At 47.7% G+C, this 26942-nt stretch carries 24 protein-coding genes and 1 CRISPR repeat array (1 of these 25 only partly in view); of the genes, 3 read left to right on the forward strand and 21 right to left on the reverse strand.

The features are described 5' to 3' along the window. A CRISPR array of direct repeats spans positions 1-223; the repeat unit is 32 nt; unit sequence CTTTCAATCCACGCATCCGCGTAGGATGCGAC; it begins 142 nt to the left of the window's first position. Between the two features lie 363 nt (positions 224-586). Next, the gene (sda, locus tag KJS52_RS06485) at positions 587-751 is read right to left on the reverse strand and encodes a sporulation histidine kinase inhibitor Sda (protein WP_213513943.1); all 165 of its coding nucleotides are present in this window, start codon (positions 749-751) and stop codon (positions 587-589) included. Positions 752-1010: 259 nt separating this feature from the next. Then, the gene (locus KJS52_RS06490; protein WP_213513944.1) at positions 1011-1682 is read right to left on the reverse strand and encodes a YheC/YheD family protein; all 672 of its coding nucleotides are present in this window, start codon (positions 1680-1682) and stop codon (positions 1011-1013) included. Between the two features lie 237 nt (positions 1683-1919). On the opposite strand from KJS52_RS06490, the gene KJS52_RS06495 reads away from it, so the two are divergent. Continuing rightward, positions 1920-2375 (forward strand): DinB family protein, encoded by a 456-nt coding sequence (locus KJS52_RS06495; RefSeq protein ID WP_213513945.1) that lies wholly within the window; start codon positions 1920-1922, stop codon positions 2373-2375. Positions 2376-2475: 100 nt separating this feature from the next. Here the strand turns inward: KJS52_RS06495 and KJS52_RS06500 are convergent, their stop codons facing one another. After that, complete coding sequence (locus tag KJS52_RS06500) at positions 2476-4596, reverse strand: DNA topoisomerase III (protein WP_213513946.1); 2121 nt, start codon at positions 4594-4596, stop codon at positions 2476-2478. Between the two features lie 282 nt (positions 4597-4878). Here KJS52_RS06500 and KJS52_RS06505 point away from each other — a divergent pair, with 282 nt between their 5' ends. Next, on the forward strand, positions 4879-5595 hold the full coding sequence (locus KJS52_RS06505) for a metallophosphoesterase (RefSeq protein WP_213513947.1): 717 nt from the start codon (positions 4879-4881) through the stop codon (positions 5593-5595). Between the two features lie 209 nt (positions 5596-5804). Here the strand turns inward: KJS52_RS06505 and KJS52_RS06510 are convergent, their stop codons facing one another. From KJS52_RS06510 to KJS52_RS06560, 11 genes are all read right to left on the reverse strand, one after another. Continuing rightward, on the reverse strand, positions 5805-7757 hold the full coding sequence (locus tag KJS52_RS06510; protein WP_213513948.1) for an ABC transporter permease: 1953 nt from the start codon (positions 7755-7757) through the stop codon (positions 5805-5807). Beyond that, on the reverse strand, positions 7732-8508 hold the full coding sequence (locus KJS52_RS06515; protein ID WP_213513949.1) for an ABC transporter ATP-binding protein: 777 nt from the start codon (positions 8506-8508) through the stop codon (positions 7732-7734). Before KJS52_RS06515 ends, KJS52_RS06510 begins: the two co-directional genes overlap by 26 nt. Positions 8509-8640: 132 nt before the next feature. Continuing rightward, entirely contained in the window at positions 8641-9717 is a 1077-nt protein-coding gene (locus KJS52_RS06520; RefSeq protein WP_213513950.1) for a sensor histidine kinase, read from the reverse strand. Next, positions 9717-10448, reverse strand: coding sequence for a response regulator transcription factor (locus KJS52_RS06525; protein WP_213513951.1), 732 nt, complete (start codon positions 10446-10448; stop codon positions 9717-9719). The genes KJS52_RS06520 and KJS52_RS06525 overlap by 1 nt, the downstream gene beginning before the upstream one ends. Positions 10449-10573: 125 nt before the next feature. After that, positions 10574-10882, reverse strand: a complete 309-nt coding sequence (locus KJS52_RS06530; RefSeq protein WP_213513952.1) for a hypothetical protein — start codon at positions 10880-10882, stop codon at positions 10574-10576. A 144-nt stretch (positions 10883-11026) separates the two neighbouring features. Beyond that, a complete protein-coding gene (locus tag KJS52_RS06535) occupies positions 11027-11557 on the reverse strand; it encodes a DoxX family protein (RefSeq protein ID WP_213513953.1) in 531 nt (176 codons plus the stop codon). 215 nt (positions 11558-11772) lie between these two features. Continuing rightward, positions 11773-12387: a copper amine oxidase N-terminal domain-containing protein gene (locus KJS52_RS06540; RefSeq protein ID WP_213513954.1), complete on the reverse strand. Its 615-nt coding sequence runs from the start codon at positions 12385-12387 to the stop codon at positions 11773-11775. Between the two features lie 63 nt (positions 12388-12450). Continuing rightward, on the reverse strand, positions 12451-13308 hold the full coding sequence (locus KJS52_RS06545) for a MurR/RpiR family transcriptional regulator (RefSeq protein ID WP_213513955.1): 858 nt from the start codon (positions 13306-13308) through the stop codon (positions 12451-12453). A 633-nt stretch (positions 13309-13941) separates the two neighbouring features. Then, a complete protein-coding gene (gene nagA, locus KJS52_RS06550; protein WP_213513956.1) occupies positions 13942-15114 on the reverse strand; it encodes an N-acetylglucosamine-6-phosphate deacetylase in 1173 nt (390 codons plus the stop codon). Then, positions 15111-15839 carry a glucosamine-6-phosphate deaminase gene (gene nagB, locus KJS52_RS06555; RefSeq protein ID WP_213513957.1) on the reverse strand — a complete coding sequence of 243 codons (729 nt, stop codon included), beginning with the start codon at positions 15837-15839 and terminating at the stop codon, positions 15111-15113. The genes nagA and nagB overlap by 4 nt, the downstream gene beginning before the upstream one ends. Before the next feature lie 32 nt (positions 15840-15871). Next, positions 15872-16804, reverse strand: coding sequence for an ROK family protein (locus tag KJS52_RS06560; RefSeq protein WP_213513958.1), 933 nt, complete (start codon positions 16802-16804; stop codon positions 15872-15874). Positions 16805-16963: 159 nt separating this feature from the next. Here KJS52_RS06560 and KJS52_RS06565 point away from each other — a divergent pair, with 159 nt between their 5' ends. Next, positions 16964-18355, forward strand: a complete 1392-nt coding sequence (locus tag KJS52_RS06565; protein WP_213513959.1) for a GNAT family N-acetyltransferase — start codon at positions 16964-16966, stop codon at positions 18353-18355. Positions 18356-18695: 340 nt separating this feature from the next. Here the strand turns inward: KJS52_RS06565 and KJS52_RS06570 are convergent, their stop codons facing one another. The 7 genes from KJS52_RS06570 to KJS52_RS06600 all read right to left on the reverse strand — a co-directional run bounded on the left by KJS52_RS06570 (position 18696) and on the right by KJS52_RS06600 (position 26927). Further along, entirely contained in the window at positions 18696-19622 is a 927-nt protein-coding gene (locus KJS52_RS06570; protein ID WP_213513960.1) for an N-acetylglucosamine kinase, read from the reverse strand. Between the two features lie 731 nt (positions 19623-20353). Beyond that, positions 20354-21931: a beta-N-acetylhexosaminidase gene (nagZ, locus tag KJS52_RS06575; RefSeq protein ID WP_213513961.1), complete on the reverse strand. Its 1578-nt coding sequence runs from the start codon at positions 21929-21931 to the stop codon at positions 20354-20356. 8 nt (positions 21932-21939) lie between these two features. After that, entirely contained in the window at positions 21940-23082 is a 1143-nt protein-coding gene (locus KJS52_RS06580; RefSeq protein ID WP_213513962.1) for an exo-beta-N-acetylmuramidase NamZ family protein, read from the reverse strand. 53 nt (positions 23083-23135) lie between these two features. Then, positions 23136-23843, reverse strand: a complete 708-nt coding sequence (locus tag KJS52_RS06585) for a PIG-L deacetylase family protein (protein ID WP_213513963.1) — start codon at positions 23841-23843, stop codon at positions 23136-23138. Then, positions 23836-24813: a GNAT family N-acetyltransferase gene (locus KJS52_RS06590; RefSeq protein WP_213513964.1), complete on the reverse strand. Its 978-nt coding sequence runs from the start codon at positions 24811-24813 to the stop codon at positions 23836-23838. The genes KJS52_RS06585 and KJS52_RS06590 overlap by 8 nt, the downstream gene beginning before the upstream one ends. Positions 24814-24846: 33 nt before the next feature. After that, a complete protein-coding gene (locus tag KJS52_RS06595; RefSeq protein ID WP_213513965.1) occupies positions 24847-26067 on the reverse strand; it encodes an anhydro-N-acetylmuramic acid kinase in 1221 nt (406 codons plus the stop codon). Then, on the reverse strand, positions 26067-26927 hold the full coding sequence (locus tag KJS52_RS06600; protein ID WP_213513966.1) for a carbohydrate ABC transporter permease: 861 nt from the start codon (positions 26925-26927) through the stop codon (positions 26067-26069). The genes KJS52_RS06595 and KJS52_RS06600 overlap by 1 nt, the downstream gene beginning before the upstream one ends. Between the last annotated feature and the right edge of the window lie 15 nt (positions 26928-26942).

A 26942-nucleotide genomic window follows, 5' to 3' on the forward strand; every position in this document is an offset into this window, starting at 1 on the left:
CACGCATCCGCGTAGGATGCGACCATGGGCTAGCATCATGATCTGTCCATCCTGCTCTTTCAATCCACGCATCCGCGTAGGATGCGACATTTACATTACTCAATAACAATTGATTAACTAAGTCTTTCAATCCACGCATCCGCGTAGGATGCGACTCAGCAATGTTGGAGTCAGCTGCCAAGTACCACTCTCTTTCAATCCACGCATCCGCGTAGGATGCGACAGCCCACACTTTTCGCCCTTGCATAGCAAGGCTTTGCAAACGCTTTAGTGCGGATCGCTTTAAATGTACCATATTTTTGAGATATTTTCACCCTGAATTTGCCGCAAACCCTTATTTTACGCGTGGTGCGGATCTCCCGGGGTTTTTATGTGAGCTTCCGATCCGCACCAATATTACGATTTAATAAGTACTCTACTTCCATATTAGATTCTGCTATACTATTGCTAAAACATAGAAATTGAGGCTGTCCCCTAGTCTTACGACAAAGGAACAGCCTCATTCGATTGTTTTTTATCTATATCGACATTCTAACCTTACCAATATAAGTTGGAAATCTTTCTGCTTCTTCTAGAGTACATCTGCTTATGCCGTATATTGGCGCTCCGTTAATTCCGATTTAGGTAAGTGAGATACTAACCCTCGTCGTTGTAGCTCAAGAACAATAAGCTGGATAAAATCACTATCAATGTTTTTGGATACTGCTTCCAAATATAGCTCCTTCATTTGCTCATCATTCAATGTTCTCACTACAACCACCTCCTAAATATTGGATTACTACAATACTAGCATCTATTTGCTAATCCGACAAGAGTTGCCAATATTAACAGTAATCTGTGGATATTCTGTGCATCCATTGTGCACATTCGTCATTTTTCCACTAAATTCTAACGGTATAATGTGGATATTGTTATCCACAGGCTGTGGGTTGGCAGACCTATAAAAATAATTAATAGAAACTTTCTTTCTATTAAATTAGCCTATCAGACTATTTACTCTATAAAGAGATTTAGTGCGGGTTCGTATTTACTTCAAACAGCCATATTTTCCCGCTCTTATCTATGCCATAATCATAGCCCAAATGAGTTAATCCTGGATACGCCGAAACGAGCACCGAGGTACAAAGCTCGGTCAGCTTTCTCATTTCCGCTTTTTTCCGTGCAACGGCTCCACTGCCCATTGTAGCGGCTATAGCAGCTCCACCTTTCAGCAGACTGCCGCCTTGCGTCAAGTTTGTAACCGCCAGTCCGTGTCTCGCTTTACGGCCTACAATGGCGCGATAGCTCCAGCGGCCGTATTCCTTTACATATTTTACACGATAATCAACGGCGCAACCGTTAATTTTCAGCAAATCAATTCCTTTTTGAATCATATGCGGACGCTTCTTCATTACTTTTTTCAAGCTGTTGAACATCGCATCAAAGCTGGCGAACCGATAAATGTTGCTGCGTATATGAAAGGCATAGCCATTCGCAATCTTTTTAACCTGAATAACACCTGCGCCTCCTGATCCAACGACCGGCTTAACATAGACCATACTATGTTGATTAAGCATTTGCTGCAGGTGCTCATAGCTAAAGCTTCTAGTCGGAGGGATATGAGAAGCAATTCGAGGATGGGAAAGCAAGACCGCCTGCTTGACCGTTTTACTCGCTATTTTACGACCTGTGTGTGTAGACATAAACACCCATCTCCTTTAATCATTTTCGAGCATCGCTTACATGGTTATACTATGCTAGCTTCTCTATAATTCTTGTGTAATAGTCTACTAGATTGCAAGAAACTGTGAATCACTTAATCTACCAGCTGCTAATACCGATAGACCTACCAAATATAAGAACATATGTTCTTTACAATGGAATCTCTTTATAGTAAGATAATTCCAGAATCTCATTTTAATGTAGCGGAGGAGAGTTGTATGAGCTCGAAAGCAGTTCTTAGTTATCAGGAAACAACTAAAGAAATCGCAATGCTTAAAAATGTGGAAGAACAAAAAATGCTTGATTCTGTTAAAGAAGGAAAATGGTCAATTAGAGAAATAATTGGGCACCTGCTCTATTGGGATAAATTTATATTAGAACAACACATCCCTTTCATGACGCAAGGAGCAGCTTTAACTGCATTCCCTGATCATGATTCACACAATAAAGAAGCCATTCAGTATATTAGTAGGTTCGAAAATATCGCTTCTTTATTTGACGAGTTTATACATACTCGCAACCAATTATTTAACGCTATTGAGAGCATCGATCGTGATGTACGATTCACGATTGGTTCGGGAAAACGACCGTTTTCTATTGAAAGCTACATGACTATATTTTCAAAGCATGATATTCATCATTTAGCTCAAATCAGGAATAAACTATCTCATTAAAAAAGCAGCCAGCCCAGGCATATTCCTGAACCAACTGCTTCTGTTATACAACTGAGCTGAGCTCAATCACTTTGATTGTTTAGCTCACTCCGCCAATCTATTATTGCTCATTTTGCTGCAAGGCCGCCTTCAGCTTCTCGGCCAAACTATTGCCAAGCCCGCTGTTATCTTTGCTATATTGCTTTAACAGCTGTGCTGCTTCCTTGCGATTAACGCTTGCCTTGCCTTTATCTTCAAGCTTCTCGATAACGTTGCATGGACGGCATTGCGCATATTTGCCTGCCTTGCCTTCATGCAGCTCCATCTTTTTGTGACATTGCGGACAGCGCTTATTAATTTTAATCGGCTCAGCCATGCGCTTGTACTCGCATTCGCGGCTGGAGCATACATAGCGCTTTCCTTGCTTGCCCTTCACTTCAAGCAGCGGCTCTCCGCATTGCGGACAGCGAGAGCCTGTCAAATTATGCGGCTTGTACTCTTTGTTTTCCCGCTTCACCTGAGCAACCCATTGCTCGGCCTGCTGGCGAATTTGCCCCATAAATTGCTTGGCATCGCCGCGGCCGCGAGCGATGTCCTCAAGCTGCTGCTCCCATTTGGCGGTAAGCTGCGGGCTCTTCAGCTCATCGACGACCAGCTCGATCAACTGCTTGCCCTTGCCTGTCGGGTAGAGGCTATGTCCGCGGCGCTCAATCGTTTCGGTGGACAGCAGCTTCTCGATAATGTCTGCTCGCGTTGCCGGCGTGCCAAGACCGTGCTTTTCCATAACAGACAACAACGACGCCTCGGTATAGCGCGAAGGTGGCGTTGTGATGCCTGATTTAAGCTGACAGCCGCGCAGCGGAACCTGCTCGCCTTGGGTTAACGATGGCAGCAGGCTTAGCTCCTCTTCCGCTTCGTCCTGATCTCTTGATACGGTATAAATGTCGCGCCAGCCCTTTTCCTTCTCGACTCTGCCCTTGGCGTAGAAGCGCTCATTATTGATCGTCAGCTCAACACTCGTTTCATCATAGCGATATGGACCGCTAAATAGCGCGAGGAAGCGGCGTACGATTAGATCGTACAGCTTGCGCTCATCCTGGCTTAGCGCATTGAGTTGCACCGGCTCATCCGTCGGAATAATCGCATGGTGATCGCTTACCTTGCTGTCATCGACAATTCGTTTCGTAATGACGAGCGGCTTGCGCAATATTTGCTTCGCATGCTCGCGATACGGACCTACAGCGATTCTTTCCATGCGTCCTTTTAAGGTAGCTGCCATATCGCTTGTCAAATAGCGTGAATCTGTACGCGGATACGTAACAAGCTTATGCTGCTCATAAAGCTTTTGCAGCACGTTGGAGGTCATTTTAGCTGAGAAGCCGAGCTTTTTGTTGGCATCGCGCTGCAGCTCGGTCAAGTCATAAGCAAGCGGATGCGGCTCCTGCTTCTCGCTCGTTTTCAAGGCTGTTACCTTGGCTTGCTTCGCATCTTTTACTTTCGCCAGCTGCTGCTCCGCCTGCTCTTTATCCCAAATGCGCCCATCATGCGAGCCCTGCTGTCTCCAGCTTGCTGTAAATCCGGCGAACTGCGCCTGCAGCTGCCAGTACGGCTTGCCCTGAAATCCGTTAATTTCCTGCTCGCGCTCCATCAAGATTGCCAGCGTCGGCGTCTGTACACGGCCGGCAGCAAGCTGAGCGTTATATTTACAAGTTAGCGCCCGCGTCATATTCAAGCCAATCAGCCAATCAGCCTCAGCGCGGCATACGGCTGAGCGATACAAATTGTTGTATTGCGAGCCTGGCTTTAGCTTGCTAAAGCCGTCACGGATTGCCTGATCGGTTTGCGAGGAGATCCATAGCCGGAAAAATGGCTTTTTCCAGTGAATCAGCTCCATAATCCAGCGGGCAACAAGCTCGCCCTCCCGTCCTGCATCAGTTGCAATTACGAGATCCTTAATGTCATTGCGCTTGGCTAAAGCAGCGATTGCTTTAAATTGATGGGAGGTTTCCCGCATAACGCGAATATTCATGCGCTGAGGCAGCAGAGGCAAATCCTCTAACGCCCACGTTTTATATTTTTTGTCGTAGGCTTCCGGCTCAGCCAGCTCAACCAAATGGCCCAGCGCCCAGGTCACTACATAGTTAGGTCCTTCAATATAGCTCTTGCTTTTGTTTTTACAGCCAAGTACGCGAGCAATTTCTTTAGCTACGCTCGGCTTTTCTGCCAATACTAATGATTTCATTGCATTAACCCCAATCTATAGCATATGCTCCAACATATCATAACCCGCGCAAACTGGCAAACGAAAAGGTGCTGACCCAACAGATCCAGCAGCAAAACCATTTACCGCCCTCACTTCGTCATGCCGCAAAGCAGTGCTCAGCAAGCGAATGTCAAACACCGCTACAGTTTCCGTACAGGTAAAAAAGACAGGCTAATATAATGAAAACTAGACGCTTGCCTGAGTCAATTATGAGCATGCGCGTATATATTACTGTAGGACTTCAACTAAAAATAGAAGGTAGTGAATGCGGTGCAGCATGGATCAGCAAGACGATCATCACGACGGCTGCTGGCCATATCAGACATTCATGGGCAACGACAAGGCTTCCTCTCTCTGCTGGAAGCAGCACAGTACGACGCGAGCAAGGATCAGCTTGTCATTTTGGGGGACTTTATAGAAGCTGGGGAACCGATCACTTGGCGTCTTGTCGATACTGTGCATCAGCTAGTGGATAAAGGAGCTGTAGCCTTACCGGGCAATCATGAGCTTAAGCTGGCTACTCTGCGTCGAGGAAGTGCAGCACATCGACTGCGTTATTTACGATTTATTCGCAAGCTGCCGCTGTTTTACAAAGCAAGTGGATATCTGTTTGTTCATGCGGGAGTAAGACCCGGCTTGCCGTTAAGCTTGCATCCCGCTCGCGAGCTGACAGAAATTCGCGAATCATTTACGCGTCATCCACTTTCGACATTGCGAGCCAAGCTGGATTCCGATGCAGAAGGTACTGCAGGACAACGAATTGTATTTGGTCATACACCAACCTTCAAGCTTGGAGCCAACCCCGGCTCGCTTTATGTGGATGATTGCCGAATTGGCATCGACACTGGAGCAAAGCATGGCTACCGACTTTCGCTTGTTGATTTCACCAACAGTTTATGCTATTCCTGCTCCACCAACGCGGAGTATCGTGCAGGCGATGTGTACGTCTATCACGTTCCTGGCCTGCGGAAACGCTAGCAGCAGCTTATCGTTTACTATGTTCTGAATGGTCGCTTTCATTACATCTCCTCCTCAAATAGTGGCAAGTCCAAACAAGAACCCTTTCGCAGCGCCTACAACGTATATAGTATAAAAATGGGCTTATCCAGAATGTCAGTGAACACTGAAAATCTGAATAAGCCCTCTTCTCGTCTTTAACATCGCTTCTCTGCTGCTGAAGCGACAGCTTACATGGCAGCAGTAGCTGCTCCTTTGCGAATGCTGTGCAAATAACTGCGGCTGGCAATCAGGAAATAAATCGCCTGCATCGCTACATAAATGCCAAACACGACGAAAGCGTATATCCAGCCAGATCCATTTAGCAGTCGATTAAGCGCCAGCATCGCAAACAGAGCGTGCATAATGCCGACCAAGCATGGCAGGAAAAATATAATCGCAACCTGCGTCACAATAACCTTTCTCATTTCCTTGAAGGTAATGCCGATACGGCTTAAGCCTTTGAACATCGACACATCCTCGTCCCGCTCTGTAAACAGCTTGAAGTAAATGAGCGAGCCTGCCGCTACAAAAAATAGCAGGCAAACAAACAACCCAACAAAAATCGTTAATGAGGTTGACTGCATAATTTCTTCATAGTCGATATTGCGGTAATAATCTATCGAGCCTACGGTCTCATCCGAAACGCTGCTGCGCAGCTCTTTTAGCATAGGGACGCTGCTTTTCCAGTTGCTGAATTCGATGCCATGCAAAGTAAAGGCTGATGTCTCATCCCCTTGCGCCAAAAGCTGTTCATAGCGTTCGTCAGTGACAATGATCGGCATAGAGTTCCAATCGTAGATAATATTCATAAAGCGCTCTACGGTGACATCGACCAATTTCAGCTCAACATCCGCATTTCCAACCTTCCCTGTAACAGTACCGGTTCTTTTTTTATAATTGTCCATAAAGATTTCAACCAAAGCCGCTTCATCATTCGCAAGCTTCAATTCCTTGCCATCAATGCGATTTTCATTGTAGACAGAAAGAGGAATGATCATCGTAGACTGTTCCCCTTTGCCAAATGAGCGATTGGACTGGTCGTAGCTGATATTGTACTGCTCCAGCTTGAGTCCCGCTATTTGCTCCTCCTTGCTAATTTGCAAGCCGTGCTTTGCAATCAGCTCATCCAGCTTGGCCCGATCCAGCTGGGCGACATTTTCGTCCGCAGTCTCAATCCATGCTACCGAGTAAGGCGTTGCAAGCAGCTGCTGCTTGATCATATTTTGCAAGACATAGATCGTTCCCATTGCCGTCATGACGACAGCACTTAATATTGTAATTGTAAATAGGACGCGAGCGTTGTCTCTAATTTTATAGCCAAGCTGGCTAATGATCAGCATATTGGATTTTTTATAATACAGCTTATGGCGGCGTTTTAAGAAATTCAGGATCACAACACTTAGCTGAGTATAAAGCAAATACGTGCCTAAAACCACAAAGCCGATTATAGGCAGTGACGTAAGAAGAAAGGTCATCATCGTCATTGTGGCAGCCAATGCATAACCGATAAGTAAGCTGATCGCGCCGATAATGACTTTGAATTTGGAGAAGCGCAGCTCTCCTTTAGGCTGCTTGTGGGCTTGCAGCAGCTCAATAATTTGCCCTTTGCCGATCCGCAGCGTTATGTACAGTGTAATGACGAGGAAAATTCCGATAAAGACGATCAACGTCAAGCTAACAGCCTTTAACGGCACAACAAAGCGAATTTGCTCCTCCACCTTGAGCAATGCGCCCAAGCCCATAAGGAACAGCTTGCTGAATAATATACCGATGCCGATGCCAGCTACAGTAGAAAGCAGGCCAATCAGCATATTTTCAACAAATACGAGCTTGCGCAGCTGTCTTCTCGTCATGCCAAACAATGAAAACAGGCCAAATTCCTTCTTGCGCGATTTTAGAAACGAACCGCTTGAATATAAAATGAATATAAAGCTGAAAATTGAAATCAAATAAAGGCAATATTCCAAGCCGAGCTTAACCTTGCCTGCTGCGACAAGGTTTCCGTTAATGACGTCCGGATGCACCACAAACGCATAATAAATGTAAAAGATTGCGACGGAAAACAAGCTGCTGAAAAAGAATGCGCTGTAGGAGCGCCAATTTTCTTTAATATTTTTAAGCGCGAGGGAACGAAATGTCATCAAAATCCCCTCCTAGCATGCTTTGCACGTCCAAAATTTGCTGAAAGAAAATTTGCCGGTTGGAGCCGCGATTAATTTCAGTAAACAGCTGTCCATCCTTGATGAAGATGATGCGCTGGCAATAGCTTGCTGAAAAAGGATCATGCGTTACCATTAAAATTGTGGCGTTCATTTGTTCATTCATCTGCTTTAAGGTGTCCATGACATCCTTCGCTGCTTTGGAATCAAGGTTCCCTGTCAGCTCATCGGCCAGCAGCAAGGACGGATCATGAATAATCGCCCGGGCAATCGCGGTACGCTGCTTCTGTCCGCCTGAAATTTCATAAGTGCGCTTTGCCAGCAAATCCTCGATTTGCAGCATTTGCACGATAGGCTTTAAGCGCTGCTCGATTACTTTCGGCTTAATTCCTTCCATAACGAGCGGCAAAATAATGTTCTCCTTCACATTTAGCGCGTCGAGCAAATTGAAGTCTTGAAATACAAAGCCGAGCTCTCTGCGGCGAAATAAAGCCAGCTTATGATCGTTTAGCTTCGTAGGGTCAATGCCGTTAATTTCCAGCTTGCCGCTAGTTGGCTTGTCTATCGTCGACAGCAGGTTGAGCAGTGTCGTTTTACCGCTGCCGGAAGGCCCCATCACGCCGACAAATTCTCCCTTCTCCACTTCTATATTTACGCCCTGCAAAGCGGTGTACAAAATATTCTTTTTAGATCCGTATACTTTGCCAAGACCTGTCGTTTTTAGTACGCTCATCTCCAAAACCCCTTTAAATCGATTGTTTGCCTTTGATAGGTTTTATTATATCGAGCGCCCTTCCATTAAGTAATCGATCTAGCTTTCAACCTACCTTACAATGTTGTCACCTTTCAGAACTGCCGCCTACGCCTATTGCATATGGTGTATGCCAACATGCTTTAACGCAAGCGTGAAGGTCGCGCCCTGCTGTTCAACAGAGCTGGCACTTAGCGAATAGCCGAGCCGCTGGCATACCTCTTTAGCCAGATATAGCCCCATACCCGTCGATTCCCCCACCATGCGGCCGTTTTGCCCTGTAAAAAATGGATCAAAAATTCGTCTCAAATCTGTTTGGGCAATCCCGATTCCTTCATCCTGCACCGTAATCGTTGTTGTATCTCCCTGCTGCTTTATCGTGATGTGCAGCTCCTTGCGGCCTTGCTTTAGCTTGCTGTATTTGATCGCATTAGTAATAAGCTGGTTCATAATGAAGCCGAACCATTTCTGGTCAGTCGCTACGACCGCTTCCCCTACCAGCTTTGGATAAATCGAATATTGAATGAGCAGCTTTTTGTAACGATTGATATTATCGCGAATAATCCGATGCAGCTCTACCGGTCTAATATGCAGATCAAGCTCCAGCTTTTCCAATCGAGCGGAGCTAAGCATCATCTCCAGGCCGCCATGCAGCTTCTCCACTTCCTCATTCATGCTGCGATAAAACGCCGCTTGATCAGACAGCGACCACGTACCAGACTGCTTCAATTGCTCATCTGCCTGCTGCAATTGCATATCGAGTACCGATAGCGGTGTTTTCATCTGATGCACCCATTGCAGTGTAAAATGATGCTGGATTTCCCGCTTGCGCTCCAGCTCAGCTATCCGGTCCTGGTAAGCTTTTTGCTGGTTCATTAGCATTTGCTTGATCAGTCTGTGCTCGTTAAGCACCTCGCCCTGCACAATATAAACCGCCTCCAGCGCATCGTCGCTTTCGATAGCCTCATACAACGAGTGGTAGTACGTTTTCACACGCATATATTGCACAATATTCCAGACAACGATACAGACTAGCGCGAGCACAATGTAATAATACATGCTCGCCAAATCAATTAATTCAGCATGCCGGTAGCGCTCAAGCAAAAAGATGCCCGCTCCCAGGCAAACGAGTCCAAGCTGTACAGCAATATTATATTTTTGATCATCCAAAAACAGCAGCGGCTTGTTCATCAGCTTTCCTCCAGCTTCAGCTTGTAGCCTTGACCGCGAATCGTTTCAACCGCATGCGGCAAGCCCAGCTCTGCCAGCTTTTTGCGCAATCTGGTCATGTTGACAGTCAAGGTGTTGTCATCTACAAATTGCACATCGTCCCATAACGCCTCCAGCAGCAAATCGCGTCCAACCACCTCTCCGTGATGACGCATCAGATTTTCCAGCAGCAGCAGCTCATTGCGCGTCAAATCGACTTGCCGCTGCCCATAATGAAGCTCGTTGCGATTCAGCCACAGCACTAGGCCGCTGATCTCCAGCTTCACGGTCTCCTGCTCATTGGCCGCATGCTGTACATCCTGTTCTCCACCCGATTGAAGCGCATATTCGCCAAAAACTCGTCTTAAATGAACCTTCACCTTGGCCACAAGCAGCTCCAGCTGCACAGGCTTCGTAATATAATCATCGCCGCCGTTTTCCAGCGCCATAACCTGATCCATTTCCCCTTCTCTCGCTGATATGAATATAATCGGCGCATTGGATGCTTTGCGAATTTGTCTGCACCAATAGTAGCCGTCGAAATACGGCAAGTTTATATCAAGCAAAATTAAATGCGGCTTAGCCGCTTCGATCTCTTCATAAATGTCGCGAAAATTTTCAGCAACCAGCACATCATAGGAATATTGCTCCAGCTTCACCTTCAGCAGCTGAGCGATCTTAACATCATCTTCAATAATCGCAATTCGATACATCTTCAAGGCCCCTCTCTATATTGCAAGCAAACCGTATTCCGCATGCGGAACAATGTAAGTACATGAAAAAAAGCGCAGTCCGCTTATGGACTACGCTTTCCATTGTATCATGCCCGTTGAAATGTTTACCATCGGCCGCCTCTTAGCTGCTCAATAATCGCTTTTAGATCGCCGTCGTGCTGGGCTTTTTCTTCTCCGCCCTTGTACTCGATTTTAGTAATATCAAGCTTGTAGGTTTCCTTGCTGTTAGTTGGAGCGAAAATAAGCTCCTGCTCATCCACCAGCTTTACATGGTAGCCTAGCTGGGCAAATGCCGCAATAAAATCTTTAATGCTAGGCTGACGGTCATCAGGCAGGAAGATGAGCGCTCGCAGCATTTTCGTCTGCGGTCCATCGATGAATTTGAAGTGAAAAATGCATTCTCTAAGTGACATTGCCGTAATTAGCCCCTTTCTATTGGTTACAACCAGCATACAACGATTTTGCCTAAGAAGCGAGCCGGCCTTTTCTTGTGAGCCCGTAGCTGCTCCAGCCTAGGTACAGCTTCAAGCGGAGCTGCGCATGAGTGTTGCGTTATGCTACACCGTTTTCGTTTTTAGTTCTGCGCCTTCTTTTTTCTCGCGTTTCAGCTTCGCCCATAGATGGGTTTTAAGCCAAGGAGCTACAAAGTAGTCGCCGCCAAATTTGCCAGCATTACCTGCCGCCAGCAAAACGAGGAAGCCAAGCAATACCATTTTCGGATTCGTGCTCACTGTGCCAGCGAACATGAACATAAAGTTCATCAGCATTCCGAAGAATACGGCCGGCAAGGTTAAAATTCCTGTAATTAAGCCTATCCCTACAAGCAATTCGCCCCAAGGAATAATGAAGTTTATGACATCGACCATCGGCAACGCCACATGCTCGATAAATGCATTATACATCGGGTACAGCACCTCGTCGCCTTTAGCTACCGGATTCGTAATCGCATTCGTCAGGTAGCCGCTAGCATCAAAGCCTCCCCCTGTTAACTTGCCCCAACCGCTTGTTATCCATTGATAACCTAACACAACGCGGATAATCGTTACAATCATTGCAGCATATCGATTCTCTCTCCAAAACTTCAACATATGAATCACTCCCTGTTCTTTATGGCTTTAGTATAGCCTTGTTCTAAATTAGAGTATGTGATTTTTATCACAAATAACGTGATTTTTTTCACATTCTTTAATATTATTGTACGTAGTCAGCTGCAAGCAGTCAAATGCTAACCTAGACAAAAAGCGCTGTGGCAGCGCTTTTTGCTTCATTGTTCACAGATTTTTAATAATAGGGAGCTTTGCGTTTATTTAATATCAACCTCGATTGTGTTTGCCTTTGCATCATATGTAACCTTGCCGCCTAGCTTTTCTACAATAGAACGAATTGGCGCATAGGTTGTATTTCGATATGAAATGATGTCGTTGCTGCTCAGCTTGAAGGTTACGCTTTTGTCACTGCGTGTTAATGTAAGCTCCGTATTCGCATCATTAAAGCTCAACTCCGCAGCAATGGCTTTGGATACTTCACGCACAGGGAAAAAGGTTTGATTATTTTTTACAAGCGGTTTATTGGTTAAATCAATTACAGTACCATTTACAATTAATACAACTTCAGAGGTTTGATATGCAGGTTTAGTTGAAGCTGATTGCTTAGTGCCAGATGAGCCTTGCTGCGTAGTTGATTTTTTGGATGAGCTGCTTTTGCTTGAGCTGGAGCTTTTTGACGTACTGCTTTTACTGGAGCTGCCGCTGTTATGATAGTGGTAGCCTGTGCATAGTCCCTTTTCCTTCGACTTCTGCGAGCAATTATGGCCGCCATTAGCATCTGTGCGACCAGAATGCGCAGATGCTGCGGAGGTGAATGCTAGACATAGAATTAGCGATAGAACGATTAGCTTTAGCGATTTAGACTTAGTCATATTATCCCATCCTCATTTGCTTTTTCTCTTAATCTAGCACAGCTTCCAATATTTATCCACAAGTTATTTTTTCGCTTTTCTGCTTGTAAATCTGCGTACATTTTGATAGGAGCGCTCTAGCCTTGGCACATACACATCAAAGTATTCACTGACAAGACCGACGAACAGTACATCGACCAAATGAAGCTGCGCCATCCGCGATGCCATATCGCCACGGCGCATTCCAGCCTCTGACGATGATATGAACAAGCTGATTTCGGCTAGATCAGCGAGCGTGCTTGTCCCGTACTTCGTAACCGCAATTGTCGTTGCCCCCTGCTCCTTGGCGCTATTAAGCGCTTCGATCGTTTCGGGCGTTTCTCCGGAATATGAAAAGCCGATTGCCACATCACCCGCTTCAAGCGAAGCAGCCGATGTTTGCTGCATATGCGGGTCTGAAAAGACGGCTGCTGCTTTACCGATTCGAATCAGCTTTTGATGCAAGTCCTCAGCGACAATGCCGGAGGTCGCGATCCCGTACAAATCAATGCGCTTGGCATGATGCAGCGCTTCAATCGCTTTTCTCAGCTTGCCATAGTCAAGCAGCTTGGCTGTATCAGACACTGAACGGACATGATTTGCTGTTATAGCCTGCACAATTTGGTCGAGCGGTTGTCCCGCCACAATATCCTGATAAGTATCCGTGCTCGCTTCTCCTGTCAAATCAACCGCAAGCTTAAGCTTAAATTCGGAGAAATTGTCAGCCTGAAACAAGCGGCTAAACCTCGAGATCGTCGAGGTGCTGCAGCCTGACAGCTTGGCCAGCTCGGTGATCGACATTTGCACCGTTTCGTGTGGGTGCTGCAAAATATAGCTGCATAAATTTTTTTCTTGCGGCGTCAATCCCTCATACCGTTCCTTTAAAGCTGCGATAATACTCAAATTCGTCGCCTCCTAAGCTTTGCAGCGCTCCGGAGCAAAGCATCCTTCAGTCAGCGCTACGGAGCAATGCATCCTACAGTCGCTTTTTAAAGCGTAATGCTCTTATTTTAATTTTACAAGGTTGCATTACGATGTTAAAGGCGACTCACTTCCGTTTTTCAGTGCTCCGGAGCAAAGCATCCTACAGTCGCTTTTTAAATCGTAATGCTCTTATTTTAATTTTTATGGTTGCATTACGATGTTAAAGGCGACTCACTTCCGTTTTCCGGATGCTTTGCTCCTCCGCTGGTGTCTTTTTGTATGTAAATCCAAGAAGCTTGGACACTAGTAGAAAACAAGGAGCCCAGCGTAGGCCAAAAGCTACGTGGGCAACGCAGTTTTCGCTAACGTTCAAGATTCGCCGTCGAATCCGCCACAGCACAATCACCTCGTCATCAAAGTCCAGCTTTTAAACCATCCGCTTTCAATGAAGGTTTAAAAGCTGGGCTTTCAGGACCTAGAAGATAGCATGAAGCTAGGGAATGAGGAGCGCAGCGTACGGGTTTGGTACGTGAGCACCGCAGGCTCCCGATGAATGCTATATTCGACGTCGAGTACGCTCCAACGCGTTACATCGTCATCAAAGTCCTGCTTTTAAACTATCCGCTTGGTTTCGCCTGCAATAAACACCTGCTGCAGCTCAAACCTCTCATCCATAAGCAGCAGATCGGCACGCTTGCCGATTGCGATGCTGCCATATTGTTCAGCGATGCCGAGCACGCCAGCCGGATTCAAGCTGGCAACACGACTTGCTTCGCTTAGCGTCAGCCCCGCCTGCTCAATAAGGAAGCGGAAGCCTTCGATCATCGTCAGTGTGCTGCCTGCCAGGCTGCCATCCCGCTGCAAGCGAGCTACACCTTGTTCTACAACTACTGGCAATCCGCCTAGCTCGTAGTCGCCATCTGCCATGCCTGCCGCTGAAATCGCATCGGTAACAAGCACGGTACGATCTGCTCCTTTCGCTTTAAGCAGCAGTCTTACAGCAGCAGGATGAACATGAATGCCGTCAGCAATAATTTCAGCAGTAATTTGCTCGTTAAGCATTACCGCGCCAAGCGTGCCTGGCTCGCGATGATGCAAGCCTTTCATCGCATTGTACGTATGCACGGCATGACGTAAACCGTGCTGGACTGCTGCTTCGATTTGCGCAAAGGTAGCGTCTGTGTGCCCGCAGGCTGCTACTATGCCGTAGCGGTGCAGCAGTTCAATATAGGAATATGCTCCTTCGACTTCAGGCGCCAGCGTTTGCATTTTAATTAAGTCAGGATAGCGCTGCTGCCATTGCTCGAGCCATTCTGGCTGCGGCTCGATCATATAAGCTTCATTTTGCGCACCTCTCCACTTCGGATTGACAAACGGCCCTTCCAAATGCACGCCCAGCAATTGCGCATAAGGCATGCTGTTTTGCCGATAGCTGCTTACAGCGTCCAGCACATCTGTCAATTGCTCACGCGAGCCCGTTACAGTGGTTGCGAGCATCGCGGTTGTGCCATTAGCCATATGAAAACGGGTAATGCCGTCCAGCTCAGCTTGCTTTGCATGCATGAAATCATAGCTTGCTCCGCCATGCACATGAATATCAATAAAACCCGGCAGCAGGTAGCTTCCTTGCCCATCAAGCACGAGCCAGTCAGCCTGCTGTTGAGGCAATTGATCCTTGCCAAAGTCGGCTATCTGCCCATCCTGCATGACTAGCCAGCCGTTGTCGATTACTTCATTCGGCAATATTAGTTTTACGTTATAAATTAAAGTTTTTGTTGGCTTCATACGAGTTTGCTCCCCGCTGCTTCATCTACCAGCACAGTCAAGCTGGGGTGCGTTTGCAGCAGCGATGCCGGGCAATCGGTGCTGACTGGTCCTTGCAGCGCGCGCTGCACAATATCCGCTTTATCTGCTCCTTTCACGACGAGCAGTATCATTTTCGCTTTGAGAATGGAGCCAACGCCCATCGTAATGGCTTGCTTCGGCACCTGATCTTCAGATGCGAAGAAGCGAGCGTTGGCGAGGCGAGTTGCCTCTGCGAGTTCGACGACATGAGTACCGCTAACAAGTTCCTCTGCCGGTTCATTAAAGCCGATATGTCCATTATGTCCGAGTCCAAGCAGCTGAATATCCAGCTGGCCTGCTTCTGCAATCGCCTCATCATAGCGCGAGCATTCCGCCTGCAAATCCGCCGCCTTGCCGTTCGGTACATGCGTTCGTTCCGGCGTCACATCAACATGCTGGAACAAATGCTGCTCCATATAGTAGCGATAGCTTTGATCATGGCTCGCATCAATGCCGACATACTCATCCAAATTAAAGGTGGTTACGTCCTTGAAGCTAACAAGACCAGCCTCGAATTTTTTCACAAGCTGCTTATAAATGCCGATTGGCGTCCCGCCTGTAGCCAAACCGAGTACAGCCTGCGGCTTCGTCTGTACGATGCCGGCAATAATACCAGCGCCTGCCTCGTTAAGCTTCTCTTCTGAATTAAAGGTTAAAATGTTCATGAGCTGCCCCTCCCGTTATCCTGCAAATTGACTTACTCATTCATGAAAAACATGCCTGCCGCGCCCAACACGGCGATTTCCTTGCCAAGATTCGTACGGCGCAGCTCAACCTGCTTGCGCATATCCGGCAATGCCCGCTGTTCGACGATCTGCTTCATGAGTACAAACAACAAATTTTCACTGCTCATCACTCCGCCGCCAAAAATAATTTGCGTCGGATTAAACAAATGAATTAATGTCACAATGCCATTGCCCAAATAAAAGGCTGCCTGCTGCACTAGCTCCAGCGCGCCCAAATGTCCAGCATCTGCTTGCTCCAGCACCATTTTGCTGGTCCACGGCTCTTCCCGCTTCTCAAGCCGCTCGTTGGCAATATGCGCAAGCGCTGTGCCGGAGCTATAATTTTCAAGGCAACCGTAGTTACCGCAGCGGCAACGCTCTCCGCGAAGGTCTACGCTTATATGTCCAAATTCGCCTGCGCTGTCGGATATCCCTTGCAGAAGCTGACCATTGCTAATTATTCCGGCTCCGACCCCTGTGCTTACCGTTACATAAATAAGATGCTTGGCCTGCTTTTGCGTACCCCATACGTATTCGGCCACTGCCGCCAGGTTTGCATCATTGCCTAATATAACCGGAACTCCAAAGCGCTCCTGCAAAATCGCGCCAAGCTTGAAATTATGCCAGCCCAAATTCGCTGCATACACGATGCTTAGCTCGGCTGCATCAATCACTCCCGCAGAGCAAATTCCGATTCCTTTCAATTTTCCCGCTTCAGGCATGCCTGCAATTAACGACAGGATGCTTGCCTCAATTCGGCTAATGAAGTCCTCCACTCCCTGCTCCGGCAAGGTAGCAAACTGCTGCTGCTGGACGATTGTCCCGTTGCCCTGAACAAGCGCCAGCAGTGTTTTAGTTCCACCTATATCAACGCCAATTGCATATTCATTTTGCTGGTCAAGCATTGTCATGCATCAAGCACGCCCTTTCTCTTAAGAAAATAATTTTCATAAATAATATAACAATTTATTAAATAATTTTCAATAAATCATTTTTATTTGCGCCAAACATGGTAAAATAGAAATTGAGATAGGCATTCAATACGTCAGAGGAGGACGGCTGGCATGAGCACACCACAATCAAATATTACGGTTTCTAACCACGCCTCGCGCGAGCAGCTAGAACGCATTTTTGACATTTTAGGCAACGTATTTTCAGTAGGACGCGCATTTTTCCAGGAACGATTGGACAACGAGCCAACCTATGATCCCGCCAATACATGGTTTGCCACAGTAGATGGCGTTATTGCCTCTACGGTACAAATTTTCCCGATGCCGTTGCGCGCTGGTCAAGCCGTGCTGAAGGTAGGAGGCATGGGTAGTGTTGGTACAGACGAAAATTATCAGGGCAAAGGGCTCGCGTCTCGCATTCTTAGTGCGCAAACCGCGTGGATGGAGCAGCAGGGCTATCATTTAAGCATGCTGCTGGCGAGCAGACACAGCTTTTACTCTCGCTCCGGCTGGCAGCTGCTGCCTGAAACGATGCTTGTATTAAACAATAGCGCATATCAAGCTTCAAATGATACAGCATCAACACAAGCTTCAGCAGATACTGGTTCTGAAAAACTGGCACATATGCAGACGCAAGCTCCACTGCAAGCAAACGCTGCAGAAGGCTGCTCCATTACTCCTTTTTCCCTTGAACATATAGAGGAAATGAGCAAGCTTTATGACCGCTTTAATGCAAACCGCACGGGCAGCTATGTAAGAAACAAAACCTACTGGAACAGCCTGGTGAAATGGCCTACCTGGAAAGAAGCTGAATGCTTGCTGCTGTGGCAGCAAAACAAGCTGATCGCCTACGGCATTATTGCGCACACGAGCAATAAGCAGGCAATTTTGCGCGAATTTATATATGACCCGCAGCATGAAGCTGATGTAATGCCGCTTTTTGCAGCGCTTTGCGAGCTGCGAAAAGATGCGAAGCAAATTTTGGCGAAGCTGCCTGGCGATCATATGCTGTTTCCGCATTTTAAGGAGCAGGGCTCAGGCTCGATTGAGCTGAACGTGGCGATGTGGAAAATAATTGACGGCGCTGGCTTGTTTGATGTAATGCATGAGGAGCTGCAAAATCGCCTGCAAAGCAATCAAGCATTGTCCGAGCAAAGCTTCGAGCTGGGCTTGCAAACGGAAAAGCTTAGCATTCACTTCAGCTATGCCGACAAGCAGCTGCAAATCACGGTTAGTGCTGACGAGTCACAGACTAGCATGGAGTCCAGCAGCAGCACTGACACTGACACTGACGCTTCGCTTAATGGGATCACAGTGGATACAAGCGAAATCACGCTGATCAAATGGCTGCTTTACGGCTATCAAGCCGATGATGGTAAAGCCGTTGCTGCCAGTGACAGAGCAGGCTTTGATGCTGAATCCGATCTGGAAGAGAAAGCAGGTGCTATTCTACAGGCACTTTTCCCTGAGCAGCCATATGCTTTCTACATCACTGATTATTTTTGATCAATTATTGTTAACGACAAAAAAGCCTCCAGCTCCGCTTGCTTGGCAAGTCGGAGCCCGGAGGCTCTATTTTTGAAGGCTCACATATTTTTGAACAAGCACATTTCCGAACAATTACATTTCTGTACAATCATATTTTTAATGAAGCTACATAACGTTATTTCAGGTATTAGTCGCTTTTTGCAATGTAACGAATATGAGACACGCTATATTATCATGTCCCTGCCAAAGCCAGCAATAACATGCGAATAACGTTATACAGATTCATTACAGCTAAAATAAGCAGCTGTGGTCGAAATAACGATACACCGCTTCATTAGAATTGTACATTACACCTTCCTTACAGCTCTCCTGCTTCGCTCAGCTTGGAAGCAGCAAGCAAAACAGCGCCATAGGCTGCATCCGCTAGCGGCAGCTTTAGCTCTGCCTTAGGATAATGCGCATGCAGCTGCCGCTCCAACGCTTGCTTGACGTATGGTGATTTTTGCAGCACGCTGCCAGCAATTGCAATCGCACCGTCCTTCATGTCAAGTCGCTCCATTACTGGCACAAGCAGCTTAAACAGCTGTTCGCCGCTGCGCTTGGCAATTTCCAGTGCCTGCTGGTCGCCATGCTCGCAAGCAAAGGTCAAAATTGGAGCAAGCTTGGCGATATCCTTCTTTGTTGTTTGTTTATTGTAAACATAGCCAATCACTTCCTGAACAGTGCGCAACTGCAGCTGTTCATATACGAGACCTGGTATAATACTGCCGCTTAAGCGGCCATCCTCAGCCTGCACTAATGCAGAGAGCAAGTCGCGGCCAATACTGTAGCCGCTGCCTTCATCATCGATCAAATGACCAAAGCCGCCCGTACGATGCTGTTGGCCTTGCTTGTTAACGCCAAAGCAGATCGAGCCTGTTCCCGCGATAACAATAATGCCCTCCAGCGCTTGCTGAGCCCCGTAGAGCGCTGTCTCCTGATCGCCCGTAATAGTCAGCTTTCCAGGATAGCCGTTATCTCTCACCTGCTGCTGCAAAAAAGCGGAAACCTCAGGATTGCTAATGCCTGCTGCACCAATACAGATATGGGCAACAGCGTTAGGCGAGCCGCAAACCGTTTCGATTTCGGCAAACATTTGTCTAAAGGACTCCGCTATAGCCAGCTTGTCGCCGCCGTTCACATTGATCGCCCCGGCGGTAAAGCGATGGATAATCTCAATATGCTCATTTGCAATCGTGACTGCTGTCTTCGTACCACCGCCGTCAATGCCAACAATGTAGCCCATAATGGCTCCCTCCTGACTCGTTAATGTTGCAGTGCTCCGGAGCTAAGCATCCTACAGTCGCTTTTTAAATCGTAATGCTCCTTTATTTAATTTTTATAGGTTGCATTACGATGTTAAAGGCGACTCACTTCGTTTTCGGATGCTTTGCTCCTTCGCTGTAGTTTTTTGTTTTGAGTGTACGCTACGAAGCGAGCTTAGTGTATCAAAGTCGAGATTTTAACGTCATTTCAGCGCTCCGGAGCTAAGCATCCTACAGTCGCTTTTTAAATCGCAATGCCTTTATTTAATTTTCATAGGTTGCATTACGATGTTAAAGGCGACTCACTTCGTTTTTCGGATGCTTTGCTCCTTCGCTGTAGTTATTTTGAGCAGGACCAAGAAGCTTGGACGCTAGTAGAAAACGAGGAGCTCAGTGAGGCAAAAGCTACGTGAGCACCTCAATTGTTTCCGCAGGAAACATACTTCGGAAGCATAATCTTTTCGGTAGCGTGACATATTCGCCGTCGAATACGCTACAACGCGCTACATCGTCATCAAAGTCGTGCTTTAGAACATTCTCTTTCAAAAAAAGTTTAAAAATTCGGCTTTCAGGACCAAGAAGATAGCATGAAGCTAGGGAATGAGGAGCGCAGCGTACGGTTTTGGTACGTGAGCACCGCAGGCTCCCGATGAATGCTATATTCGACGTCGACTATGCTACAACGCAATTACATCGTCATCAAAGTCGAGCTTTAGAACATCCTCTTAATTGGGAGTTTGGCTGTTGTTTGATGCATACCTTTTAACACCGGCAACAGTGAATCAAACGCCTCTGCGGAATACTCTAACAAGGCGAGGCTGCCGTGTGCACCTTCGATTAAGGCCAGGTCATACGGTCTGCCTAGTGCGACAAGTGTTGTCTGTATGCCTTTGTCGATCAGCTGCTTGGCAAGTGCGAGCTGGCCTTTGTTTTCTCTCGCGTTGAACAAGCCAAGCACGACGTGTTCGCCGGCCGCTACGTTTGCAATGCAAGCCTCAATCTGTGCTTGATCCGGATCAATCGCAACCGCCTGATGCTTTACCCCGAGCCTTTGCCCGATATATTGCGCAAAGCTTAGCTCATCGTTGACGCTGCTGGAGGCCATGTCGGAGCGATAGGCATAGGTTCCGATAATGTGCACAGTGCTATCCTGCTCAGCAATTGGAGTCAGCTCCCCTTGCACGAGACAAATGGTCTCGCTTCTCATCAGCGCATTTGCAGCGCGATGGGCAGTCGAGCCAACAAGCTCAAAGCGTGGCGGCTCGACTTTGGCGTACTCAGCTTTATAAGCCAATATTTTGCGCACCGCCTCGTCAATGATTGCTTCCTCCAGCTCTCCAGCTGCAACGGCCGCTTCTATTTCGCGCACCGCTTCGATTACCAACGAAGGCGTATGACTAATAAAGATGAGATCGACGCCTGCTTTAATCGCGCCCACTGCACCTTTAGCTGTGCCGTAAAAGCGTTTGATCGCATCCATTTCCAAACAATCCGAAATTACTAACCCTTTATACTGCAAACGATTTTTTAACAGCTCGGTAATGATCGTCCGCGACATCGTAGCTGGTACGTTTAACATCTCTATCTGAGGAAATAAAATATGAGCGCTCATAATTGCCTGCGCCCCTTGCTCAATTGCCGCCTTGAACGGAAGCAGCTCCAGCTGCTCAAGCTCCTCCAGCGTCTTATTGATCGTAGGCAAGCCGATATGGGAATCAACGCTCGTATCGCCATGGCCAGGAAAATGCTTCAGCGAGGAAAGCACGCCGCCATCAAGCAAACCGCGCATCATCGCAATGCCGTATTCCGCCACCGTTTCAGCGGTATCGCCGTAGGAGCGAACATTGATGACCGGGTTGAGCGGATTGTTGTTAATATCCATCACAGGCGCAAGATTGAAGTTTATGCCGAGCGCCTTAAGCTCTCTTGCTGTTATTCTGCCAGCAGCATAGGCATTTTCCGCTCTTCCTGTTGAAGCAATCGCCATAGCACCAGGAATATTGGTAGCATCCTTAGGCATCCGTGTGACACGGCCGCCCTCCTGATCGATCGTTATAAAGCCGGCAACTCCGGTATGAGCAACAAACTGCTGCTGCAGCTCGGCAACGAGCGCGCCAAGCTGATGCTTATCGGCGATATTATGCGAAAACAAAATACAGTTGCCGATGCTGTAATGCTCTATCAATTCCTTCATTTCCTGCGACAGCTCCAGCGTTGGAAAGCCTGTAACGATCATCTGTCCGATTTTTTGCCGCAAGCTCATTTGTTCAACTGTTTTCACTTGTCCCATTCACCGCCTTACGTATATAAATGATACTGCTGCTTTATGCCAGCAAACTTTTCGCTTTCCTCTGCAAACTGCTCGAGTAGCTTGCCCGCTTCCACCTGCGGCTCACGGTATATACTATCCCCTGCAAGCAAATCGATAAATGGCCGCGAGCCTTCCTTAATCGGCGGCAGAAATGCAAATTGCTCATACATATCGCGAATTGCAAACAACAGCTGCACGCCGATCTCCAGCGGCTTAATCCGCTGCGCATCAAGCACATAAAGCTGAACACCGCCGCATAGCTCGCCTGCATGCTTCGAGGCGCTTGGCTTAAAATGAACAGGTCGGAAACGCACGCCGTCAAGCTGCTTGGCGTTCATCACCTGCGCGAGCTGCTCGGCATTGATGTAAGGCGCGCCGATCATTTCAAATGGAAAGGTCGTACCGCGGCCCTCCGAGCAATTGGTCCCTTCAAACAAGCAGGTGCCCGTGTACAGCAATGCTGTTTCGTAGCGCGGCATGCCAAGCGACGGATGCACCCAGATCAAGCCGGTATCAGGAAAATGCATCTTGCGCTGCCAGCCTTCTAGCCGCACCACATGGAGCTCGGCATTCCACTGCTGCTGATCATTGGCCATCGTTGCGATCTCGCCCGCGGTCAAGCCGTATCTCACCGCCAGCTCATAATTGCCGACAAAGGATTGATAGCCCGGCTTCAATATATTTCCTTCAACAGTTGTACCGTCAAGCGGATTGACGCGGTCCAATACGACAAACGGAATCCTCGCCTTGGCGCAATCCTCAAGCGCATACAGCATCGTATAAATGAATGTATAATACCGCACGCCTACATCTTGAATGTCATATACGATAATATCAACCTGCTCCAGCATTTGCGGCGTTAATCGCTTCGAATCCTTGCGATACAGGCTGTAAACCGGCACGCCTGTTTGCGGATCTGTATACGTATCAACGATCGCCCCTGCATCAAGATCTCCCCGCACGCCATGCTCAGGCGAAAACATTGCCGCCAAATGAAAATGCTCATGCAAGATTGAAATCGTCGATTGGAAGTCGCGAGCAAGACCGGTTGGCGCAGTAATTAAGCCTACTCGCTTGTTTTGCAGAATATGCTTGTATTTCAGTATCGAATCAATGCCGTTTAGCACCATTGTCCTTGCCCTCCTGGATGATGGAATGGTCCATAAGTCAATGTTTCAAGCATTTACCACAGCGACGATTGACGCAGCTTCATCGTTTCAGGAGCGACCATAAATGCTTCGGCATAGCTCTTTCTAGCCTCGCAGCCGCGCACGACGGCAAGCGCCTTGTAGTAATCCATATATTTGAACGATTTGCTGTTTGTTACGAACCAGTGCTTGCCAAGCGCTTCAATCCATAAATCAAAGGCAGCCTGATCAAAATCTACATAAACATACGGAACAAATTCAACCGCATCCTCCCAGTTTTCCGAATAGTACAATCTTGCCGCAAAATGGTTGGGCAGCTCGCGCTCAAAGGTTGGCAGCGAGGCATAGTAGCGCGCATCGTTAACGATATGATGCGTAAGCGCATGATCCTTGTGCATGCTGTTTTTCCAGTGTGTAATAATAATGTTCGGCTTAACGCGGCGGATGACATCGCAAACCTCGAAGCGAACCTGCTCATTGTCGGGAATTTCTCCGTCCTGGTAGTCGAAGACAATCGCTTCACCGCCAAGCATTTCGGCAAACACATTAGCCTCCGCAACCTTTTGCTTGCGGTACTCCGCCATATCCTGTCCGGCCGGAACACCTCGCTCGCCTGCAGTAAGCGCCAAGGTGACGATTTTATCTCCCTTCAAGCTGTGGCTGGCAAGCACGCCTCCTGAAGCGAGCTCAACATCTCCTACATGAGCTCCGACTGCTAGAATTGTTAGTTTCTCGTTAGACATTTGTCTCTAGCTCCTTTCGCAATATTGCAAATTGTTTCTCCGTTTTGAAGCCAGCCTTTTCATAAATGCGAAGTGCTGGATTGTTTTCTCCTGTAAAAAGCGTAATATAGTCGCAATTTGCTTCCTGAAACGCCTCAACCATGCGGAAAAATAATACGCTGCCCAACCCGTGCCCCTCATGGGCCGGGTGTACGCCCACGCCGCAGAAAAACGCGCGTCCGTTCTCCTGCCTAATAATCGGACCTGCAAAGCCGACACATGCCCCCTCATAAACAGCAACAGGCAAGGGAACTCCTTGCTCTGCATAGCGAGCGACATCTGTTATCCACTGCGGATTTTGCAGTCCCTCCAGCATTTCCGCAAGTCCAGCATGCTGCGCGGCATTATAGCGAACAACGCTGTAGCCTTTTTGCTTGGCCTGCTCTTCCTTGCCTAGAATCGATTCCGGAATTTCAAAGCTTCCCAGCTGCAAATGCATGCCGCACTGTGTTGCGCGATCCGCGTAGCCTCTGGCAAGCAGCCGCTCATAAAGCGGCATCGCCCGATCAATGCCCGGTGCGTTGTTATGCTCATGTCCAGGCGCGCTTGGCATCGTCCAAATTAATTTGACCGGATTGAAAAACAACACCTCAGCTTGCACTTTGCCCAGCTCGGCAAATCTCGCTTCCAGCCGCTCAATCATGGCGTCCATCTGCTCGGCTGAAGCATTCTCGTTCATGATTACGGTTGTAATGTAGCCAGCAAGCTCGCCGAGCGGCAAATCATCACCTGTGCAGCCTGCCGCAAAGCCTACCACCCGATCTTCCTCTACCGCAACAAAGGTGCAGGCAGCATCATAATAGCGCTGATCGATAAAGGTCGAGTAAAATTCCTCTTCTGTTAGCGGCTTGTAATGAAACTTGGTCGCTTGCTCATTCCATAGCGCCGCAGCTTGCTTCGTATCTGACGCTATAAATGGTCTTACTTCCATGCTCGTCGCCTCCTAATCGTGGATTTAAGCGGTCTAATAAGGGGATGGCCAGCTAATTTTCCCCATTACGACTGGTTTGCTGGCTCCTGTTACACTAGGCATATTGTTGGGAAGCCGCTGCATCGTATAATAAGCGAGCAGCGCAAATGCAACCGCTTCCTTTGCATCGCTGCTGCCGCCGATATCCTCCTGCGTCAGCGTCTCAATCCCGTGCGGTGCAAGCAGCTCGGTTATATGCTTAACCAGCGTTTCATTGTAGCTTCCTCCGCCGCCAATCAGCATGCGCTGCGCCTTATAGCGCGGCAAAACGAAGCGCTCATAGCTATCGGCAATCGACCATGCCGTCGCATAGGTCGCCGTAGCAAGTACATCATGCTTCTGCCACTTGTGCTGGTCCATCATCTCGACTATGCGAGCTGTGTACTGCTTGCCAAAGCGTTCCCGTCCGGTTGATTTAGGCAGCGGCATCGCATAGTAGTCGTCCAGCTGCATCCAACTGAGCAGTTCAGGAATAATCGCTCCCGAGGCTGCCAGCCTGCCTCCCGCATCCATCGTTAACGGTGGAAACAGCTCGGCAGCAAGCGCGTCGATAATCATATTGCCCGGCCCTGTATCAAAGGCGAATACTTCGCCAAGATTTCCGCCTGCCGGCAGCACGGTTACATTGCCAATGCCGCCGATATTTTGCAGCAACAGCGTTTCATTTTGCTCGGCAAACAGCAAATATTCTGTAAACGGAACGAGCGGCGCTCCTTGACCGCCAGCCGCCATATCAGCAACCCGAAAATCGGATACGCACGGAATGCCCGTTCGATTGGCGATGACCGCGCCTTCTCCGATCTGAACCGTATAATGCAGGTTAAAGCCATCTATCCAGTTCGGCTCTGGCGCGTGATAGATCGTTTGGCCATGTGATCCGACAGCAGCAATTTGCTCGCTGGACAAGCCAGCTTGCTTCATAATGGAATGTGTGGCTTGGCTATATAATTCGCCAAGCCACACATTCATTGCTCCTACTTTATCGATTGTTGCCTGCTGCGGATCAAACAGCTCAAATATTTGCGCCCGTACATGCTCAGGGAATGGCGTATTGGCAAATGCGAGCAGCTCAATTTGCGGCTTGGCAGCGTGCAGACCCTTTGCCTCGCCTGGATGCTGGTCTGTAATTTTAATTAGTGCAGCATCAATACCATCAACTGAAGTTCCCGACATTAGCCCTACATAATAAGCACCGTTTTTTGCTTGCTGCTTCATTAGCCCTTCACCGCTCCTACCGTTACCCCCTCAAGGAAGTATTTCTGCAGGCTGAAGAACAGAATGAACATCGGCACAGCGGAAATCGTTGCTCCCGCCATCATAGGCGCGAAGTAGGTCGTGTTGGCAAAGCGGAAGTTTTTCAAGCCGACTTGAATCGTTTGCATATCCATTGTGTTCGTGACAAGGAACGGCCAGAAAAATGTATTCCAGCTTTCCATAAAGGTTAAAATCGCCATGACCGCCATGACCGTTTTCGACAGCGGCAGAATAATGTAGCCAAATAGCTTAGGCTGAGAGCAGCCTTCGATTTTAGCCGCCTCCAAAATTTCTTTTGGAATCGAGGACATAAACTGCTTAACCAGGAAGATGTTGTACACGGTGACCAGGCTTGGTGCAATTAGAGCGGTATACGTATTTTGCAGATCGAAAATGTTAACGATCAAAATATACAATGGAACCTGTGTCACTTGATATGGAATCATCATTGATCCTAGCAAAAGCGCAAATAGCACATTTCTGCCCTTGAAATCAATTTTGGCGAAAGCGTAGCCTGCCAATGTTGCAAAAAACACGTTGGACACCATCGTGACCGTTGCGACAATTAGCGAGTTAAGCAGCCAATCATAGGAATGAGGGCTAAAATCGAAAAAGAATTTATAAGATTCAAAGGATATTTTCGTCGGGAAAATCGAATAGCTCATTGCACCAGCCTCGACCGGATCACCAAACGAAGAAATAACCATAAAGTAAATCGGGAAAATGGTAGCCAACGCGAACAGAATCAGGAACGTAATAATAAGACCGTTACGAGTGTACAGCGACCATTTGCTTCTAAAGTTGTTATTAAACAAAGCCATATTCTCCGCTCCTTT

Origin of the sequence: Paenibacillus montaniterrae (genome assembly GCF_018403185.1) — a bacterium.
Taxonomy (GTDB): Bacteria; Bacillota; Bacilli; order Paenibacillales; family Paenibacillaceae; genus Pristimantibacillus; species Pristimantibacillus montaniterrae.

Coding starts and splice junctions, on each gene's coding strand:
- KJS52_RS06490 (WP_213513944.1), bottom strand. CDS start 1,682: ATGTCTACACACACAGGTCGTAAAATAGCGAGTAAAACGGTCAAGCAG.
- KJS52_RS06495 (WP_213513945.1), top strand. CDS start 1,920: ATGAGCTCGAAAGCAGTTCTTAGTTATCAGGAAACAACTAAAGAAATC.
- KJS52_RS06500 (WP_213513946.1), bottom strand. CDS start 4,596: ATGAAATCATTAGTATTGGCAGAAAAGCCGAGCGTAGCTAAAGAAATT.
- KJS52_RS06510 (WP_213513948.1), bottom strand. CDS start 7,757: ATGACATTTCGTTCCCTCGCGCTTAAAAATATTAAAGAAAATTGGCGC.
- KJS52_RS06515 (WP_213513949.1), bottom strand. CDS start 8,508: ATGAGCGTACTAAAAACGACAGGTCTTGGCAAAGTATACGGATCTAAA.
- KJS52_RS06520 (WP_213513950.1), bottom strand. CDS start 9,717: ATGAACAAGCCGCTGCTGTTTTTGGATGATCAAAAATATAATATTGCT.
- KJS52_RS06525 (WP_213513951.1), bottom strand. CDS start 10,448: ATGTATCGAATTGCGATTATTGAAGATGATGTTAAGATCGCTCAGCTG.
- KJS52_RS06530 (WP_213513952.1), bottom strand. CDS start 10,882: ATGTCACTTAGAGAATGCATTTTTCACTTCAAATTCATCGATGGACCG.
- KJS52_RS06535 (WP_213513953.1), bottom strand. CDS start 11,557: ATGTTGAAGTTTTGGAGAGAGAATCGATATGCTGCAATGATTGTAACG.
- KJS52_RS06540 (WP_213513954.1), bottom strand. CDS start 12,387: ATGACTAAGTCTAAATCGCTAAAGCTAATCGTTCTATCGCTAATTCTA.
- nagA (WP_213513956.1), bottom strand. CDS start 15,114: ATGAAGCCAACAAAAACTTTAATTTATAACGTAAAACTAATATTGCCG.
- nagB (WP_213513957.1), bottom strand. CDS start 15,839: ATGAACATTTTAACCTTTAATTCAGAAGAGAAGCTTAACGAGGCAGGC.
- KJS52_RS06560 (WP_213513958.1), bottom strand. CDS start 16,804: ATGCTTGACCAGCAAAATGAATATGCAATTGGCGTTGATATAGGTGGA.
- KJS52_RS06565 (WP_213513959.1), top strand. CDS start 16,964: ATGAGCACACCACAATCAAATATTACGGTTTCTAACCACGCCTCGCGC.
- KJS52_RS06570 (WP_213513960.1), bottom strand. CDS start 19,622: ATGGGCTACATTGTTGGCATTGACGGCGGTGGTACGAAGACAGCAGTC.
- nagZ (WP_213513961.1), bottom strand. CDS start 21,931: ATGGGACAAGTGAAAACAGTTGAACAAATGAGCTTGCGGCAAAAAATC.
- KJS52_RS06580 (WP_213513962.1), bottom strand. CDS start 23,082: ATGGTGCTAAACGGCATTGATTCGATACTGAAATACAAGCATATTCTG.
- KJS52_RS06585 (WP_213513963.1), bottom strand. CDS start 23,843: ATGTCTAACGAGAAACTAACAATTCTAGCAGTCGGAGCTCATGTAGGA.
- KJS52_RS06590 (WP_213513964.1), bottom strand. CDS start 24,813: ATGGAAGTAAGACCATTTATAGCGTCAGATACGAAGCAAGCTGCGGCG.
- KJS52_RS06595 (WP_213513965.1), bottom strand. CDS start 26,067: ATGAAGCAGCAAGCAAAAAACGGTGCTTATTATGTAGGGCTAATGTCG.
- KJS52_RS06600 (WP_213513966.1), bottom strand. CDS start 26,927: ATGGCTTTGTTTAATAACAACTTTAGAAGCAAATGGTCGCTGTACACT.